The following is a 14,191-nucleotide window of genomic DNA, read 5'->3' on the forward strand; positions in this document are numbered from 1 at the left end:
GTGCCTGACGTGTGGCACGAGAATGAGGGCTGGAGCAGGGTGGTCGGCTGGGCGTGGCTGCCGGGCGAGCGGGTGCAGGGCGGGTATGCCGGGATGCGGGGCACGCGGGATGCGGGGCAGGCGGGCAGGCGGGCAGGCGGGCAGGGGGCGCTGGGCCGTTGAGGTGGCCGGACGAAAGGTCTGAGGCCGACCGACAGACTCCCAACGACGTCGGGGCGTGCACCCGCGGCCGCGCCACCCTTTTGCAGGTGATCTGCGACTACCCCACCCCGCTGCGCCCACCACTGGATTTGCGACTCCTTCGTGACCCCGGCTACGCGCTTTCTACCCGTCACCGCGAGGTCCTGATCAAACGCATACGGGAAGGCGACGTCCCCAGTCACGCGGTCGGTGGCCGGCCCCGGATCGACTCTGCCGCCCTGGACAGTCGACCTGGCATCTCCCCCGCCGACTCGACCGACCCACACCCGCTCGCGCGCCTGTCCACTTGCGAGCCACCGATACTCAGCCTCTCCCCGATGGTGCCCCCTCATGCGCGTTGCCCTCGTAGAACGGAAACGAAGGAGTTCGACATGACCGTTGTCGCCGACCGTGCCCTCTACAGCATCGTGGACACCATGGCGCTGCTGAGCATGAGTCGTTCAGTTGTCTATGAGCAGATCCGTGCCGGCCGCTTGCAGACGGTGCACCAGGGTCGCCGGTGTTATGTCACTGTGGCCGCGATCGAACGCTACGTCGCGCTGCTCGAGGAGGAAGCAGGACTGGATGGCCAAGCGTCGTAGTCGCGGTGAGGGTGGGGTCCACTACTCCGCGTCGCGTCAGCGCTGGGTCGCCACAGCACAGCTCGGCTTCCTGCCGAACGGGAAGCGCATCGTAAAGACCGCCACCGGCAGAACCAAGACCGAGGCCAAGTCCAGGCTGAGCGAGCTGCTGCGGGAACGCGAGCATGGAATCAACGAAAGGGTCCACGCGACCATCGCCATGGCTGTGCAGGACTGGCTGGAGTTCGGGCTCAGCGGACGTGACCAGAACACCGTGACTACATGCCGCATCCTCGCCGAGCGCCACATCATCCCCGAGCTGGGACCGCGACGACTTGCCGCCCTCTCCTCGGAGGATGTCGACCTGTGGTTGAAGCGGAAGGCCGACACCCTGAGCAGGTCGACCCTGCAGCGCCTGTTGTCGATTCTGCGTCGCGCACTCGCCCGGCAGGTGGCCCGTGACCGGTTGCGACGGAATGTCGCCCTGCACTGCGAAATCCCGGCCGGCCAGCCCGGTAGGCCCTCCAAGGCGCTGTCCCTGCAACAGGCGCTAAAACTCCTGGCCGCGGCGCAGGACACACCGATGGAGGCCTACATCACCGTTAGCCTCCTTACCGGCGCCCGGACCGAGGAGTTGCGGGCGCTGACCTGGGACCACGTCGATCTCGACGGGGCCCCCGACGCCGACAAGCCCGTCCCGCCCACGATTCAGCTGTGGCGATCGGTGCGCGAGGGCGGAGACACCAAGACGCGTCGGTCTCGCCGCACCCTGACGCTGCCCCACCGGGCGGTCGATGCCCTGACGCGCCACAAGGAACAACAGCGCGCCTCGATGGGCAAGGGCTGGAGGGACAAGCAGCTGGTCTTCACCAGCAGCACCGGCACACCACTCGACCCGCACAACGTGCGGCGGTCCCTCCGCACCGTCCTCCAGGCGGCCGGGCTCGACCCCAAGGCGTGGGCCCCTCGCGAGCTTCGGCACAGCTTCGTGTCAATCCTCTCGGACTCCGGTGTTCCCATCGAGGACATCGCGCGTCTCGTCGGCCACCGCGGCACGGTCGTGACCGAGGCCGTCTACCGCAAGCAGCTGCGACCCGTACTCACCAGCGGAGCGGAGGCATGGGACAAACTGCTCGAGGAACCCAAAAAGTCGTCCGCCACGACAACGGAGGACGCCCCGGAACGCACACGGACCAGCCCGGAATCGGATCCTTAGTCAAGCATTTAGTCAAGCATTGGCCCTCGGAGCCCTACGTCGGCCAGCAAGAGAGATGGCCCCTGACCAACGTTTCCGCTGGTCAGGGGCCATCTCGTGTTTGGTGGAGCTGAGGGGATTCGAACCCCTGACCCCTTCCATGCCATGGAAGTGCGCTACCAACTGCGCCACAGCCCCGGTCTCCCGAGTGGGACATCCCCCGAGGGGGACTGCGGAAGTTTACCCAGTACCCCCACCCAATCTCCAAATCGGGGCGGCGTCCGCGCACGGACCTCAGGCCGACGCGTTCCAGGCCTGGATCCGCCAGCCGTTCTCGGCCTCGACGACCTCGGCCCAGTGGCAGTTGCCGAAACCCCCGAGCACCCGCCAGGCGGTGAGCCGGTCGAGGTCCACGAGCTCGGCGATGACCACGCGGCCGGTCACCCCGTGCGTCGCCACGATGGCCGTCTGCCCCGCCGGAAGGCCGTCGAGCAGGTCGTCCAGAGCGGCACGGACCCGCTGTGCCACGTCCGACAGCGACTCCCCGTCCACCCCGCGCACGAAGTCCTCGCCGCGCAGGTGTCGCAGCCGCTCTTCGGGGAACTCGCTGCTCACCTGTTCGCTCGTCATGCCTGCCCACTGACCCACGTGGATCTCTCGCCACCGCGCGTCGTAGCTGATCGGCAGGCCACACGCCTGCGCGACCTCCGCGCCGGTCTCGGCCGCCCGTTTCAGGTCCGAGGCCACGACCACCGACGGTGCGTATGCCGCCAGCGCACCGGCCGCTGCGCGTGCCTGTTCGTGGCCAAGGGAGGACAGGTCACTGTCGACCTGTCCCTGCCAGACGCCCCGCGCATTGTCGTCGGTCTGGCCGTGCCTGAGCACGATGATCCGGCGCCGACCAGAGGTCGTCGGGGCGGTCGAGGCCGAGGCCTCGCCGCTCATGCGTCCCGGCGCTTGGGCACGCCGAGGTCGATCTCGGGGCAGTCCTTCCAGAGCCGCTCGAGCTCGTAGAACTCGCGCTCCTCATCGTGCTGGACGTGCACGACGATGTCGCCGAAGTCGAGCAGCACCCAGCGGCCGTCCCGCTCGCCCTCGCGGCGGATCGGCTTGGCACCCTTCTCGCGGAGCTGGTCCTCCACCTCGTCGACGATGGCGCCGACCTGTCGGTCGGTGCTCGCCGAGACGATCACGAACACATCGGTGAGGGCGAGCTGTTCGCTGACGTCGATGCCGGCCACTGTGGTGGCCAGCTTGTCGTCGGCGGCTTTGGCGGCCGTCATGGCCAGGTCAAGGGATCGTTCGGTGGCGGGCACTGCTCTCCTACGTTCGTGCCGGTGCGCCGGCAGGTGAGCCAGCGGCATACAGGCGGTATTTGTTGACGTACTGGACGACGCCGTCGGGCACGAGGTACCAGACGGGTTCGGCGCGCTCGACGCGCGCTCGACAGTCGGTGGAGCTGATCGCCATCGCGGGCACCTCTTGCAAGGTGACCCGGTCGGCGGGGAGACCGGACTCGGAAAGGACGTAACCCGGCCGGGTGACGCCCACGAAGTGGGCGAGGTCGAACAGCTCGTCCGCGTCCTTCCAGGACAGGATCTGGGCGAGCGCGTCGGCACCGGTGATGAAGAACAGCTCGGCATCGGGCCGCTCACGGTGCAGGTCGCGCAGGGTGTCGATCGTGTAGGTCGGGCCGGGACGGTCGATGTCCACCCGGCTCACCGTGAAGCGGGGGTTGGAAGCGGTCGCCACCACCGTCATGAGGTAGCGGTGCTCCGGTGCGCTGACCTCGCGCTCGTCCTTCTGCCAGGGCTGGCCCGTGGGGACGAAGACGACCTCATCGAGCCCGAACCGGGTCTGGACTTCGGAGGCGGCCACGAGGTGGCCGTGATGGATCGGGTCGAACGTCCCGCCCATCACTCCGAGGCGCATGGTCAGTGGTGGCTGCCCTGGTGGTCGGTGTGCGCGCCGTGGCTGTCGTGCTGGTGGCCACTGCCGTGCGAGGCGTGACCGAGGACGTGCTTCTGCGCGGTGCCACGGAAGGCCCACAGGACGCCGAGGAGGGCGAGGAACGAGACGAACGCGAGGGCCCCGAAGGCATAGGGAGACATCGGCAGCTCGCGAGTGTGCTCCTCGGCGACAACGACCAGGTTCGACAGGGACACGGACGACGACGACAACGACATGGGCCCCAGCGTACCCGCCGGCGGGGCCCGGGCCGTGCCCATCGCCGCCCCCGCCTCGCAAGCCCCCGCTCTCCCGGGATCCGCCCGGGGATCGGACCGGATCCATCGGCGCGTCTGTCCACGGATGTTGTGCACAGGGGTGTGTACAACATCCCGTGCGAGCACGGCCGGGTGTGGACAACGGTGTGGGAAACCGGTGGACGAAAAATGTTTCGCGAAACCTATTGCGGCACAACGGATGCGGCCATTAGAAATCTCTCACGCGCTCCGGTCGGAGGGTCGAAACGGGGAGACCCGGGACGGCCGTGAGACAGGAGCACAGGTCAGCCGGATAACGGACGACCGCCTCGACCGGGTTCGCTCGGACGAGGTCCTTGAAGCCTTCGGGCTGACAGGTCCGCGGGCGACGCCGCGGAGGAATGCCGGGCCCGTTGACCAGATCGCATCGCCGTGGCTTGCACCGGTTCGCCGGAGCAGGCAGGGCGCCATCGTCGCAGTGGCCACAACATCCGGTTCGCCGGAGGACGTGGGCGATCGACAGGGGCAGGGACGTGGCCGGTTCGCCGGCCGAGGAACTGCACCACCCGTGGGGAGAGTCGTCACCTCGGTGACGACAGCACCCGCACCGCGAGCATGGCGCCACCTCGGTGGCACCGGACCTCGCACCCGGAGATCCACCCAGCAGCTGGCTCTGTCAGCGGCCGGGAGGATCGCCACCGAGGGCCCCTCGAACTCATACTTCGAGGGGCTCTCACCTTGTCCCTGGACACACCCGAGCGTCAGGCGCGCACCTGTCCGTCGCCCTCGACGATCCACTTGGTCGTGGTGAGCTCCGGCAGGGCCATCGGCCCCCGGGCGTGCAGCTTCTGGGTGGAGATCCCGATCTCCGCGCCGAACCCGAACTCTCCCCCGTCGGTGAACCGCGTCGAGGCGTTCACCATGACGGCAGCGGCGTCGACCTCGCTGGTGAAGCGTCGGGCGGCAGCGCGGTCCTCGGTCACGATCGCCTCGGTGTGCCCGGAGCCGTAGGTCCGGATGTGCTCCATGGCGGCGTCGAGGTTGGGCACCACGCGGACGCTCATCTCCAACGCGAGGTACTCCGTGCCGTAGTCCTCCTCGGTGGCCGCCTCGTGGGCCACCCCGGCAGCCTCAGCAGCCGCGCCCGACGCGTCGTCGGTGTGCAGGACCACACCGGCACCTGAGAGCTCGGCCAGGACCTTGGGCAGGAAGTCAGCCGCGACCGCCTGATGGACCAGCAGCGACTCGGCGGCGTTGCAGACGCTCGGTCGATGGGTCTTGGCGTTGACCGTGATGGCCAGGGCCTTGTCGAGGTCAGCGGCAGCGTCGACGTAGACGTGCACGACGCCCACCCCGGTCTCGATGACCGGCACCGTCGACTCGGTCACGACTGTCTGGATCAGGCCGGCACCGCCGCGAGGGATGATCAGGTCGACCAGGCCGCGGGCGGTGAGCAGCGCTCGCACGGAGTCCCGCCCACCCTCGAGCAGGGTGATGGCGTCGGCCGGCAGTCCCTGGCTCTCGAGACCCGCCCGCATCACGTCGACCAGCGCCCGGTTGGTCGACTCGGCGGCCGAACCACCCCGGAGGATGACGGCGTTCCCGGACTTCAGGCCCAGCCCGGCGGCGTCGACAGTCACGTTGGGGCGCGCCTCGTAGACCATGCCGACGACGCCCATGGGTACCCGCACCTGGCGGATCTGCAGGCCGTTGGCGAGGGTCGAGCCCCGGACGACTTCCCCCACCGGGTCCGGCAGGGCGGCCACGTCACGCAGCGCCTGGGCCACGGCGGCGACCCGATGCGGGTCGAGAGCCAGGCGGTCCAGCAGGCCCTGCGGCATACCGGAAGCGCTGCCGCGCTCGAGGTCTTCGGCGTTGGCCGCCACGACGCGGTCGGTCGCGGCGTCGAGGGCATCGGCGAGCGCGTGCAGCGCAGCGTCCTTGTCCGCCCGTGAGAGCAGCGCCAGCCTGCGGGAGGCCGCGCGAGCGGCGCGGGCCGCGGTGGCGACCTGCGCGACGGCGGCGTGGTCGATCTCAGCCATGCCCCAAGGGTATGCCGCGTGGCCACCCCGCCACGCGCCCGTCCAGCAGCCGGGTGGGGACCTTTCCGCCACGCTGGTTGAATGCTGGCGTGAGCATCCTGTCGATCCAGTCCTCGGTCGCCTACGGCCACGTCGGCAACAGCGCCGCCGTCTTCCCCCTCCAGCGGCTGGGGGTCGAGGTCTGGCCCGTCCACACCGTTCACTTCTCGAACCACACGGGTTACGGGGAGTGGCGTGGGCCGTTGCTGCCCGCCGCCGACCTCCGCGCAGTCCTACGGGGCGTCGAGGAGCGTGGCGCGTTCGCCGAGGTCGACGCGGTGCTGTCCGGTTACCAGGGAGGCGAGGACATCGGGGACGTGATCCTCGACGCCGTGGCGCGGGTCAAGGCGGCCAACCCCAGTGCGATCTACGCCTGCGACCCGGTGATGGGCAACGCCAAGAGCGGCTGCTTCGTGCACCCGGCGATCCCGGTGCTGCTGCGCGAGCGCGTGGTCCCGGCCGCCGACCTGATCACGCCCAACCAGTTCGAGCTCGGCTACCTCACGGGCACGCAGCCTCGGACCATCGAGGAGACGCTGGCCTCCGTTGACCTCGCGCGCGCCCTGGGTCCGTCGATCGTGCTGGTCACGAGCGTCGAGCGGCCCGACGCCCCCGCCGACACCATCGAGATGATGGCCGTCACCGACGACGGCGCATGGATCGTCCAGACGCCGCGACTGGCCATGAAGGCCAACGGTTCCGGCGATGTCACGGCTGCCCTGTTCACCGCGCACCTGCTGTCGACCGGCGACCCGGCGGTGGCCCTGGCCCGGACGTCGAGCAGCGTGTTCGACCTGCTCCAGAACACCCTCGACGCCGGCGAGCGAGAGCTCCAGCTGGTCCAGTCGCAGGAGACCATCGCCGAGCCGCGACTGCAGTTCGAGGTCAGCCGGCTCCGTTGAGGGGCCAGTAGCAGAAGCGCCGACTGGCAGGGGCTCCTACAGGATGACGAGGTCGTCGCGGTGGACGACCTCACGCTCGTACTCCGGCCCGAGCTCCCTGGCCAGCTCGTGGGTCGAGCGGCCGAGCATGCCGGGCAGCTCGGCAGAGCTGTAGTTGACCAAGCCCCTGCCGACCACGCGCCCCTCGGGAGCACACAGGTCCACGGGGTCACCGTCGGAGAAGGTGCCCTCGACCCCGGTGATCCCGGCAGGCAGCAGCGACGTACGCCGCTCGGTGACCGCACGCACTGCCCCCGGGTCGAGCAGCAGCCGGCCCATCGGCGTCGTGGCGTGGGCCAGCCACAGCTTGCGGGAGGTGCGGCGCGAGCCCGTGGGGACGARGACCGTCCCGACGTCCTCGCCGGCCAGCGCCGCCTCGACCTGGGTCGCACTGGTGAGCACGGTCGTGATCCCCGCGGCGTTGGCGATGGAGGCCGCCTCGACCTTGGTGACCATTCCGCCGCTGCCGACGCTCGAACCCGTGCCGCCGATCGCGATCACGTCCAGGCCCGCTCCCCCGACCACGGTCGGCACCCGCTTGGTGCCGGCTCGGCTGGGCGGCCCGTCATACAGGGCGTCCACGTCAGTGAGCAGGACGAGCCCGTCGGCGTGCACGAGGTGGGCCACCAGGGAGGCGAGCCGGTCGTTGTCCCCGAACCGGATCTCGTGGGTGGCCACGGTGTCGTTCTCGTTGACGATGGGCACGATGCCGAGCTCGAGCAAGCGGTCCAGGGTGCGGCGGGCGTTGGTGTAGTGCGACCGCCGGGTCATGTCGTCGGCCGTGAGGAGCACCTGCCCCACCGTCAGCCCGTGGACACCAAAGGCCCGCTGGTATGCCGCGACGAGGGCTCCCTGCCCCACACTGGCCGCGGCTTGCTGGGTCGCGAGGTCCCAGGGCCGCCTGGTCAGGCCGAGAGGTGCGATGCCCGCGGCGATGGCGCCAGAGGACACCAGCACGACCTGGTGACCGGCGAGGCGTCGCTTGGCGAGCACGTCGACGAGCGCGATGAGCCGCTCCTCGTCGAGCGCCCCTCCCCCGACGTCGGTCAGGCTCGACGAACCGACCTTGACCACGAGGCGCCGGGCGCGGGCCACGTCCCCCCGGCGGTCAGCCGCGCTCATCCCTCGACGCTCATTCCTCGGCGTCCTCGTCCTTCGCCGTAGCCCAGTGACCGGCCCGACGCTCGGCAGCGAGCTCGTCGCGGGCGGCGGTCTTGGCCGCGCGACGGTCGGCGTAGTCGGCCCGCTTGTCGTCGCGGGTGGGACGGGCAGCGTCCTCGAGCCGCAGGTCGGTGCCGCGGGCGCCGAGCAGCTCGGCGCCGGCCACGAGGGTGGGTTCCCAGTCGAAGACGACGGCGTCGTCCTTCGGGCCGATGAGCACGGTGGCTCCGGCGACCGCGCCAGCGGCGAAGAGCGCCTGCTCGACGCCGGCCCGGCCCAGCCGGTCGGCGAGGTAACCCACGGCCTCGTCGTTGGAGAAGTCGGTCTGGCGCACCCAGCGGGTGGGCCGCTCACCGTCGATGCGGAAGACCTCGCCGTCCGGGGTGTTCTCGCGGATGACCTTGAAGCCGGTGTCGTCGACCGACTTGGGCCGGATCACGATGCGCTGCGGGGTGGCCGCGGCTGCGGCCTCGATCTCGGCCCGAGCGGCCTTGACCTGCCGCGCCATGGCGAAGGTCAGCTCGCGCAGCCCCGTGTGGGCGACCGCGGACACGACGAACACCTCGATGCCGCGCGCCTCGAGGTCGGGCTTGACCATGTCGGCCAGCTCGTTCGCGTCAGGGACATCGGACTTGTTGAGCACGACCATGCGCGTGCGCTCGGCCAGCGGTCGGCCGCCGAGGGTCGCGTCAGGGACGTACTGGGCGAGCTCGCGCTCGATGACGTCGAGGTCGCTCATCGGGTCGCGGCCGGGCTCCAGGGTCGCGCAGTCGATCACGTGCACCAGGACCGAGCACCGCTCGACGTGGCGCAGGAACTCCAGCCCGAGGCCCTTGCCCTCGCTGGCGCCCGGGATCAGCCCGGGGACGTCGGCGATGGTGAAGCGAGCGTCACCGGCCTGGACGACGCCGAGGTTGGGCACCAGCGTGGTGAACGGGTAGTCCGCGATCTTGGGTCGCGCGGCCGACAGCACCGACACGAGAGAGGACTTCCCTGCAGAGGGGAAGCCGATCAGCGCGACGTCGGCGAGCGACTTGAGCTCGAGGACGATGTCGAGGGTGTCACCGGGCTCACCGAGCAGGGCGAAGCCGGGCGCCTTGCGACGGGCCGACGACAGGGCCTTGTTGCCGAGGCCACCCCGGCCACCCTTGGCGACGATGAACTCACCGTCGAGTCCGACGAGGTCCATCAGCACCTCACCGGCGCCGTCCTTGACGACGGTGCCCTCCGGGACGGGCAGCACCAGGTCGCCGCCGTCGGCGCCGTTGCGCTCGTCACCGGCGCCGGGCTTGCCGTTCGTCGCCTTGCGGTGGGGGTGGTGGTGGTAGTCCAGCAGCGTGGTGGCGTTCGGGTCGACGCGCAGGATGACGTTGCCGCCACGCCCGCCGTTGCCACCGTCCGGGCCTCCGAGCGGCTTGAACTTCTCGCGCTTGACGGAAGCCACTCCGTGTCCGCCGTCGCCGGCAGCGACGTGCAGCACGACGCGGTCGACGAAGGTGGTCATGGGGCTCCTCTGGTCTCAGGCATGAATTCTAGGTGGGACGGGTGGAGGGGGCGGGCCCGASTCGGGCCCGCCCCCTCCGGTGCGGTGCGTCGCGCGGCCTGGCCACGCGGCATACCGAAGTTTCTGATCTCCTGCTTCGCCCGGAGGTATCTGATCTCCTGCTTCGCCCGGAAGTATCTGATCTCCTGCTTCGCCCGGAGGCTCAGCTGGCGTCCGAGGTCTCCAGCGGGACGATGTTGACGACCTTGCGCCGACGCTTCGTGCCGAACTGGACGTTGCCCGCGACGAGCGCGAACAGCGTGTCGTCGCCGCCACGGCCGACGCCGTCACCGGGGTGGAAGTGCGTGCCACGCTGGCGGACGAGGATCTCGCCCGCGTTCACGAGCTGGCCGCCGAAGCGCTTGACGCCGAGGAACTGTGCGTTCGAGTCGCGACCGTTGCGGGTCGAGGACGCACCCTTCTTGTGTGCCATGTCAGTACCTGCCTATGTCTTGTTCTGGTCCGAAACTCAGGCGTCGATCGAGGTGATCTTGACCTGGGTCAGGTGCTGACGGTGGCCCTGACGCTTGCGGTAGCCGGTCTTGTTCTTGTACTTCATGATCGTGATCTTGGGGCCCTTGGCGGCCTTGACGACCTCAGCCTTGACGCTGACCTTGGCGAGCTTGGCAGCGTCGCTGGTCACGGTCGAGCCGTCGACGACGAGCAAGGGGGTCAGGTCGATGCTGTCGCCAGCCTTGCCGCTGACCTTGTCGATGATGAGGACGTCGCCGACGGAAACCTTCTCCTGGCGACCACCAGCGCGAACAATCGCGTACACGTGGAACTCTTTTCTACTTCGGGAAGCACGCGCTCTCTGTCTGGACCAGCCAGCAGCTACCCGCGCTGTGACTGAACACAGACGCGGACGCCGGATGGTGGGCGCACCAAGGATGAAGATTACCGGCTAGGGGCCTTGCCGACCAAACCGGCGGTCGTGCGGCACACCGAGGGGTGATCCACCGGTATGCCGCACGGCTCAGGCCTGCTCTGCCGTCGCCTCCGCGGAGGGCTCGCCGTCGGCGTCGCCGGCGCCTGCGCGCGGCGGGCCGGCCGGTGCGACGACGCGGCCGCGCTTGCGGCGCTTCGGGGCCAGGGCCACGGGCTCGGGAGCGAGCTCGCGGACCGGCTCGGGCTCCGTCAGCGTCTCAGGGACAACCTCAGGGACAACCTCAGGGGCAACCTCAGAGGCAGTCTCCGGGACAGCCTGGTCGGGCTGCTCCTGGTCGACGTCCTCGTGCACCTCGACGACCGGTGCATCCTGCCCACCCAGGTCGTCGTGCTCGGCGTGGTCGTGGTCGTCGTCGTGGTGGTGGTGGTGGTCGGCCGACTTCAGGGCCGCCGCGTGCGCGGCTGCGGCGATCTGGGCCGGAGTCGGACCGGAGTGGACCGGCTGCGGCGGGGCCTGCTCCTCAGGGGCCGAGGTGCCGGAGCGTCCGCGACGGCCGCGGCCACTGCGTGAGTTCTGGCCGCTCGAGCCGGCGCCACCCTGACTGCCGCCACCGCTGTCCCGGTTGTCGCGGCTGTCCCGGCCGTCGCCACCGGACGACCGGTCGACCGGGTCGGCGTGCACGATGATCCCGCGTCCACCGCAGTGTTCGCAGGTCTCGGAGAAGACCTCGATGAGGCCCGACCCGACGCGCTTGCGGGTCATCTGGACCAGGCCGAGCGAGGTCACCTCGGCGACCTGGTGCTTGGTCCGGTCCCGGCCCAGGCACTCCAGGAGGCGGCGCACCACGAGGTCGCGGTTGCTCTCCAGCACCATGTCGATGAAGTCGATGACGATGATGCCGCCGATGTCGCGCAGCCGGAGCTGGCGGACGATCTCCTCGGCCGCCTCGATGTTGTTCTTGGTGACGGTCTCCTCGAGGTTGCCCCCCGAGCCGACGAACTTGCCCGTGTTGACGTCGACGACCGTCATGGCTTCCGTGCGGTCGATGACCAGGGAGCCACCCGAGGGCAGCCAGACCTTGCGGTCCATGGCCTTGGCGATCTGCTCGTCCACGCGGTAGTGGGTGAACAGGTCCTCCTCGGACGTCCACTTCTGGAGCCGCTCGGCGAGGTCGGGGGCGACGTCGCCGAGGTAGTCGCTGACCTCGCCGTAGGCCTGGTCGCCGGCAACCACGAGGGAGGTGAAGTCCTCGTTGAAGACGTCGCGGATGACGCGGACCGTGAGGTCCGGCTCGCCGTGGACGAGGGACGGCGACCCGCCCTTGGCCTTGCCCTTGGAGTCGGCCTTGCCCTTGATCTTGTCCCACGTCTTGGTGAGTCGCTCCACGTCGGCGCGCAGCTCCTCCTCGCTCGCCCCTTCGGCGGCGGTGCGCACGATAACGCCGGCGGTGTCCGGCACGACCTCCTTGAGGATGCCCTTGAGGCGGCTGCGCTCGGTGTCGGGGAGCTTGCGGGAGATGCCCGTCATCGAGCCCTCGGGCACGTAGACGAGGTAACGGCCCGGGAGCGAGATCTGGCTGGTCAGCCTGGCGCCCTTGTGACCGATCGGGTCCTTGGTGACCTGCACGAGAACGGTGTCACCGGACTTGAGGGCGTTCTCGATGCGCTTGGGCTGGTTGTTCTCCAGCCCCGCGGCATCCCAGTTGACCTCACCGGCGTACAGCACGGCGTTGCGGCCCTTGCCGATGTCGACGAAGGCAGCCTCCATGGACGGGAGCACGTTCTGGACCCGGCCGAGGTAGACGTTGCCCGCCATCGAGGCGTTGCTCTCGCGCGACACGTAGTGCTCGACGAGGACGTTGTCCTCGAGCACGCCGATCTGGGTGCGGCCCTCACGCTCGCGGACGACCATGACGCGCTCAACGCTCTCGCGACGGGCGAGGAACTCGGCCTCGGTGATGATCGTGCGACGACGGCCGGCCTCGCGGCCCTCGCGGCGACGCTGCTTCTTGGCCTCGAGGCGGGTCGAGCCCTTCACGCTCTGCGGCTCGTCGCGGCGGGACTCGCGCACGCGGGTCACGGTGCCGGGCGGGTCGTCCCCCTCGGCCGAGGAACCACTGCGGCGACGGCGACGACGACGACGGCTCGACGACGCGTCGCCGTCACCACCCTGGTCGTCGAGGGCATCGGAGTCGGGGCCCTCGGAGGAGGGCTCGTCGTCGTCCTCAGAGGAAACAGCGGCGTCGGCGTCGCCCTGACCTCGGCCACGGCCGCGGCCCTTGCCGCCGCGGCGGCGCCGACGGCGACCGCCCTCGGAACCACCCTCGGAGTCGTCGTCGCCTGCGTGGCCGTCCCCACCCTGGTCGGCCTGCGCGGCGTCCTCGGTGCGTTCGGCGGTGTCGGCGTCCTCGCGGGCGGTTGCGTCGCCCTGGGCGCCGCCCTGCTGCCTGGCCCCACGGCCGCGGCGGCGGCGCGGTGCGGGTGCGTCCTGCACCTCGCCGACCTCGGCTGCACCATCGGCCTGCTCTGCCTCGCCTGTCGTGTCCTGCTCGGCGACCGGGGCTGCCTCCGTGACCTGCGGCGGTCCCGCCGCCTTGGTGGCCGCGCGGCGGCGCGTCGGCCGGGCCGCTGCCGGGTCCGGCGCCTGGAACACCACGCCGAAGCTCGGCACGGCAGCGGCAGTCGCTGCGGCCTCGTCCTCGGAAGTCTCGTCCTCGGGCGTCTCGCCCTCGGTGGCCTCGGTGGCCTCGTCGTCGATCGTCTCGTCGAGCGCCGGCTCGGCCGTGGCGCGGGTGGCCCGACGCGACCTCGTCCTGGGGGCGGGGGTGGCAGGCTCGGCGTCCACCGCGTTCAGGTCGGTGGTCTCGCCGATGGCCGTCCCGTCGACGGCGGGCTCCACGTCGGCGGCAAGGGAGTCGGCGGTGGCCTTGGCGGCCTTCTTGGGAGCCGCCTTCTTCGCGGTGGCCTTCTTCGCAGTCTTCTTGGTGGCCGACTTGGTGGCGGTCTTCCTCGCCGCGACCGGAGCTTCGGTCGTGTCGGCGGCATCCGTCTCGGTGGAGCCGAGGGCAGCGTCCAGGGCGAGGACGTCCTGCGCGACGACGGCTGCGCCCGAGTCGGTGACCTCGACAGCTTCCGGTGCGGACGCCTTCTTGGTCGCCCGTCGTGCACGCTTGCGGGCTGGTGCCGGGGCGCTGACGCCAGCGTCCGCAGCAGGCTCCTGCGCGAAGGTACCCGAGGTGTCTGGGCCCTCTGAGGTGCCTGAGGAGTCTGAGGTGAACAGGTCTTCGTTGGAGGCCATTCGGCGCCCTTCCGTCACCCACGGGCGAAGGCCACACCGAGAGTCCCGGAGGACTCTCCCATCGGCCACGTGGTGCGCGGTGTTGCGTCGTGTCGGTGGCGGGTGCCGTCGACACGGAA

Annotated in this window: 14 protein-coding genes and 1 tRNA gene; 4 read left to right on the forward strand and 11 right to left on the reverse strand. The window is 70.2% G+C overall.

Annotated features, from left to right (window positions below):
• Positions 1 to 9 precede the first annotated feature (9 nt).
• The 3 genes from AC1DXJ_RS08775 to AC1DXJ_RS08785 all read left to right on the forward strand — a co-directional run bounded on the left by AC1DXJ_RS08775 (position 10) and on the right by AC1DXJ_RS08785 (position 1,977).
• The gene (locus AC1DXJ_RS08775) at positions 10 to 162 is read left to right on the forward strand and encodes a hypothetical protein (RefSeq protein WP_477636853.1); all 153 of its coding nucleotides are present in this window, start codon (positions 10 to 12) and stop codon (positions 160 to 162) included.
• Positions 163 to 572: 410 nt separating this feature from the next.
• Positions 573 to 782, forward strand: a complete 210-nt coding sequence (locus AC1DXJ_RS08780; RefSeq protein WP_477636854.1) for a helix-turn-helix domain-containing protein — start codon at positions 573 to 575, stop codon at positions 780 to 782.
• The gene (locus tag AC1DXJ_RS08785) at positions 766 to 1,977 is read left to right on the forward strand and encodes a tyrosine-type recombinase/integrase (RefSeq protein WP_477636855.1); all 1,212 of its coding nucleotides are present in this window, start codon (positions 766 to 768) and stop codon (positions 1,975 to 1,977) included. The genes AC1DXJ_RS08780 and AC1DXJ_RS08785 overlap by 17 nt, the downstream gene beginning before the upstream one ends.
• A gap of 101 nt (positions 1,978 to 2,078) precedes the next feature.
• On the opposite strand, the gene AC1DXJ_RS08790 is transcribed toward AC1DXJ_RS08785, so the two are convergent.
• The 6 genes from AC1DXJ_RS08790 to AC1DXJ_RS08815 all read right to left on the reverse strand — a co-directional run bounded on the left by AC1DXJ_RS08790 (position 2,079) and on the right by AC1DXJ_RS08815 (position 6,202).
• Positions 2,079 to 2,154 (reverse strand) — tRNA-Ala (locus tag AC1DXJ_RS08790).
• Between the two features lie 96 nt (positions 2,155 to 2,250).
• On the reverse strand, positions 2,251 to 2,901 hold the full coding sequence (locus AC1DXJ_RS08795; protein WP_477615368.1) for a histidine phosphatase family protein: 651 nt from the start codon (positions 2,899 to 2,901) through the stop codon (positions 2,251 to 2,253).
• Positions 2,898 to 3,272 (reverse strand): ribosome silencing factor, encoded by a 375-nt coding sequence (gene rsfS / locus AC1DXJ_RS08800; protein WP_082592622.1) that lies wholly within the window; start codon positions 3,270 to 3,272, stop codon positions 2,898 to 2,900. The genes AC1DXJ_RS08795 and rsfS overlap by 4 nt, the downstream gene beginning before the upstream one ends.
• Positions 3,273 to 3,279: 7 nt before the next feature.
• The gene (gene nadD, locus AC1DXJ_RS08805) at positions 3,280 to 3,888 is read right to left on the reverse strand and encodes a nicotinate-nucleotide adenylyltransferase (RefSeq protein WP_477615369.1); all 609 of its coding nucleotides are present in this window, start codon (positions 3,886 to 3,888) and stop codon (positions 3,280 to 3,282) included.
• Positions 3,889 to 3,890: 2 nt separating this feature from the next.
• Positions 3,891 to 4,142: a hypothetical protein gene (locus AC1DXJ_RS08810; protein ID WP_477615370.1), complete on the reverse strand. Its 252-nt coding sequence runs from the start codon at positions 4,140 to 4,142 to the stop codon at positions 3,891 to 3,893.
• Between the two features lie 779 nt (positions 4,143 to 4,921).
• Positions 4,922 to 6,202: a glutamate-5-semialdehyde dehydrogenase gene (locus AC1DXJ_RS08815; RefSeq protein WP_477615371.1), complete on the reverse strand. Its 1,281-nt coding sequence runs from the start codon at positions 6,200 to 6,202 to the stop codon at positions 4,922 to 4,924.
• A gap of 89 nt (positions 6,203 to 6,291) precedes the next feature.
• On the opposite strand from AC1DXJ_RS08815, the gene pdxY reads away from it, so the two are divergent.
• Positions 6,292 to 7,143 (forward strand): pyridoxal kinase PdxY, encoded by an 852-nt coding sequence (gene pdxY, locus AC1DXJ_RS08820; RefSeq protein WP_477615372.1) that lies wholly within the window; start codon positions 6,292 to 6,294, stop codon positions 7,141 to 7,143.
• Between the two features lie 36 nt (positions 7,144 to 7,179).
• Here pdxY and proB read toward each other — a convergent pair whose 3' ends face one another.
• The 5 genes from proB to AC1DXJ_RS08845 all read right to left on the reverse strand — a co-directional run bounded on the left by proB (position 7,180) and on the right by AC1DXJ_RS08845 (position 14,072).
• On the reverse strand, positions 7,180 to 8,304 hold the full coding sequence (proB, locus tag AC1DXJ_RS08825) for a glutamate 5-kinase (RefSeq protein ID WP_477636856.1): 1,125 nt from the start codon (positions 8,302 to 8,304) through the stop codon (positions 7,180 to 7,182).
• A gap of 10 nt (positions 8,305 to 8,314) precedes the next feature.
• Positions 8,315 to 9,847, reverse strand: a complete 1,533-nt coding sequence (gene obgE, locus AC1DXJ_RS08830; RefSeq protein ID WP_477633677.1) for a GTPase ObgE — start codon at positions 9,845 to 9,847, stop codon at positions 8,315 to 8,317.
• A 202-nt stretch (positions 9,848 to 10,049) separates the two neighbouring features.
• Complete coding sequence (gene rpmA / locus AC1DXJ_RS08835; RefSeq protein ID WP_179420401.1) at positions 10,050 to 10,319, reverse strand: 50S ribosomal protein L27; 270 nt, start codon at positions 10,317 to 10,319, stop codon at positions 10,050 to 10,052.
• A gap of 36 nt (positions 10,320 to 10,355) precedes the next feature.
• Positions 10,356 to 10,664: a 50S ribosomal protein L21 gene (gene rplU / locus AC1DXJ_RS08840; protein ID WP_140741724.1), complete on the reverse strand. Its 309-nt coding sequence runs from the start codon at positions 10,662 to 10,664 to the stop codon at positions 10,356 to 10,358.
• Positions 10,665 to 10,862: 198 nt separating this feature from the next.
• Positions 10,863 to 14,072, reverse strand: a complete 3,210-nt coding sequence (locus AC1DXJ_RS08845; protein WP_477636857.1) for an Rne/Rng family ribonuclease — start codon at positions 14,070 to 14,072, stop codon at positions 10,863 to 10,865.
• Between the last annotated feature and the right edge of the window lie 119 nt (positions 14,073 to 14,191).

It is taken from the genome of Pedococcus sp. P2_D9, assembly GCF_056404275.1.

Bases quoted from the DNA above. Each gene is read 5' to 3' on its own strand.
- obgE (WP_477633677.1), bottom strand. From the start codon at position 9,847: ATGACCACCTTCGTCGACCGCGTCGTGCTGCACGTCGCTGCCGGCGAC.
- AC1DXJ_RS08810 (WP_477615370.1), bottom strand. From the start codon at position 4,142: ATGTCGTTGTCGTCGTCGTCCGTGTCCCTGTCGAACCTGGTCGTTGTC.
- AC1DXJ_RS08795 (WP_477615368.1), bottom strand. From the start codon at position 2,901: ATGAGCGGCGAGGCCTCGGCCTCGACCGCCCCGACGACCTCTGGTCGG.
- rpmA (WP_179420401.1), bottom strand. From the start codon at position 10,319: ATGGCACACAAGAAGGGTGCGTCCTCGACCCGCAACGGTCGCGACTCG.
- AC1DXJ_RS08780 (WP_477636854.1), top strand. From the start codon at position 573: ATGACCGTTGTCGCCGACCGTGCCCTCTACAGCATCGTGGACACCATG.
- AC1DXJ_RS08815 (WP_477615371.1), bottom strand. From the start codon at position 6,202: ATGGCTGAGATCGACCACGCCGCCGTCGCGCAGGTCGCCACCGCGGCC.
- AC1DXJ_RS08785 (WP_477636855.1), top strand. From the start codon at position 766: ATGGCCAAGCGTCGTAGTCGCGGTGAGGGTGGGGTCCACTACTCCGCG.
- nadD (WP_477615369.1), bottom strand. From the start codon at position 3,888: ATGCGCCTCGGAGTGATGGGCGGGACGTTCGACCCGATCCATCACGGC.
- AC1DXJ_RS08845 (WP_477636857.1), bottom strand. From the start codon at position 14,072: ATGGCCTCCAACGAAGACCTGTTCACCTCAGACTCCTCAGGCACCTCA.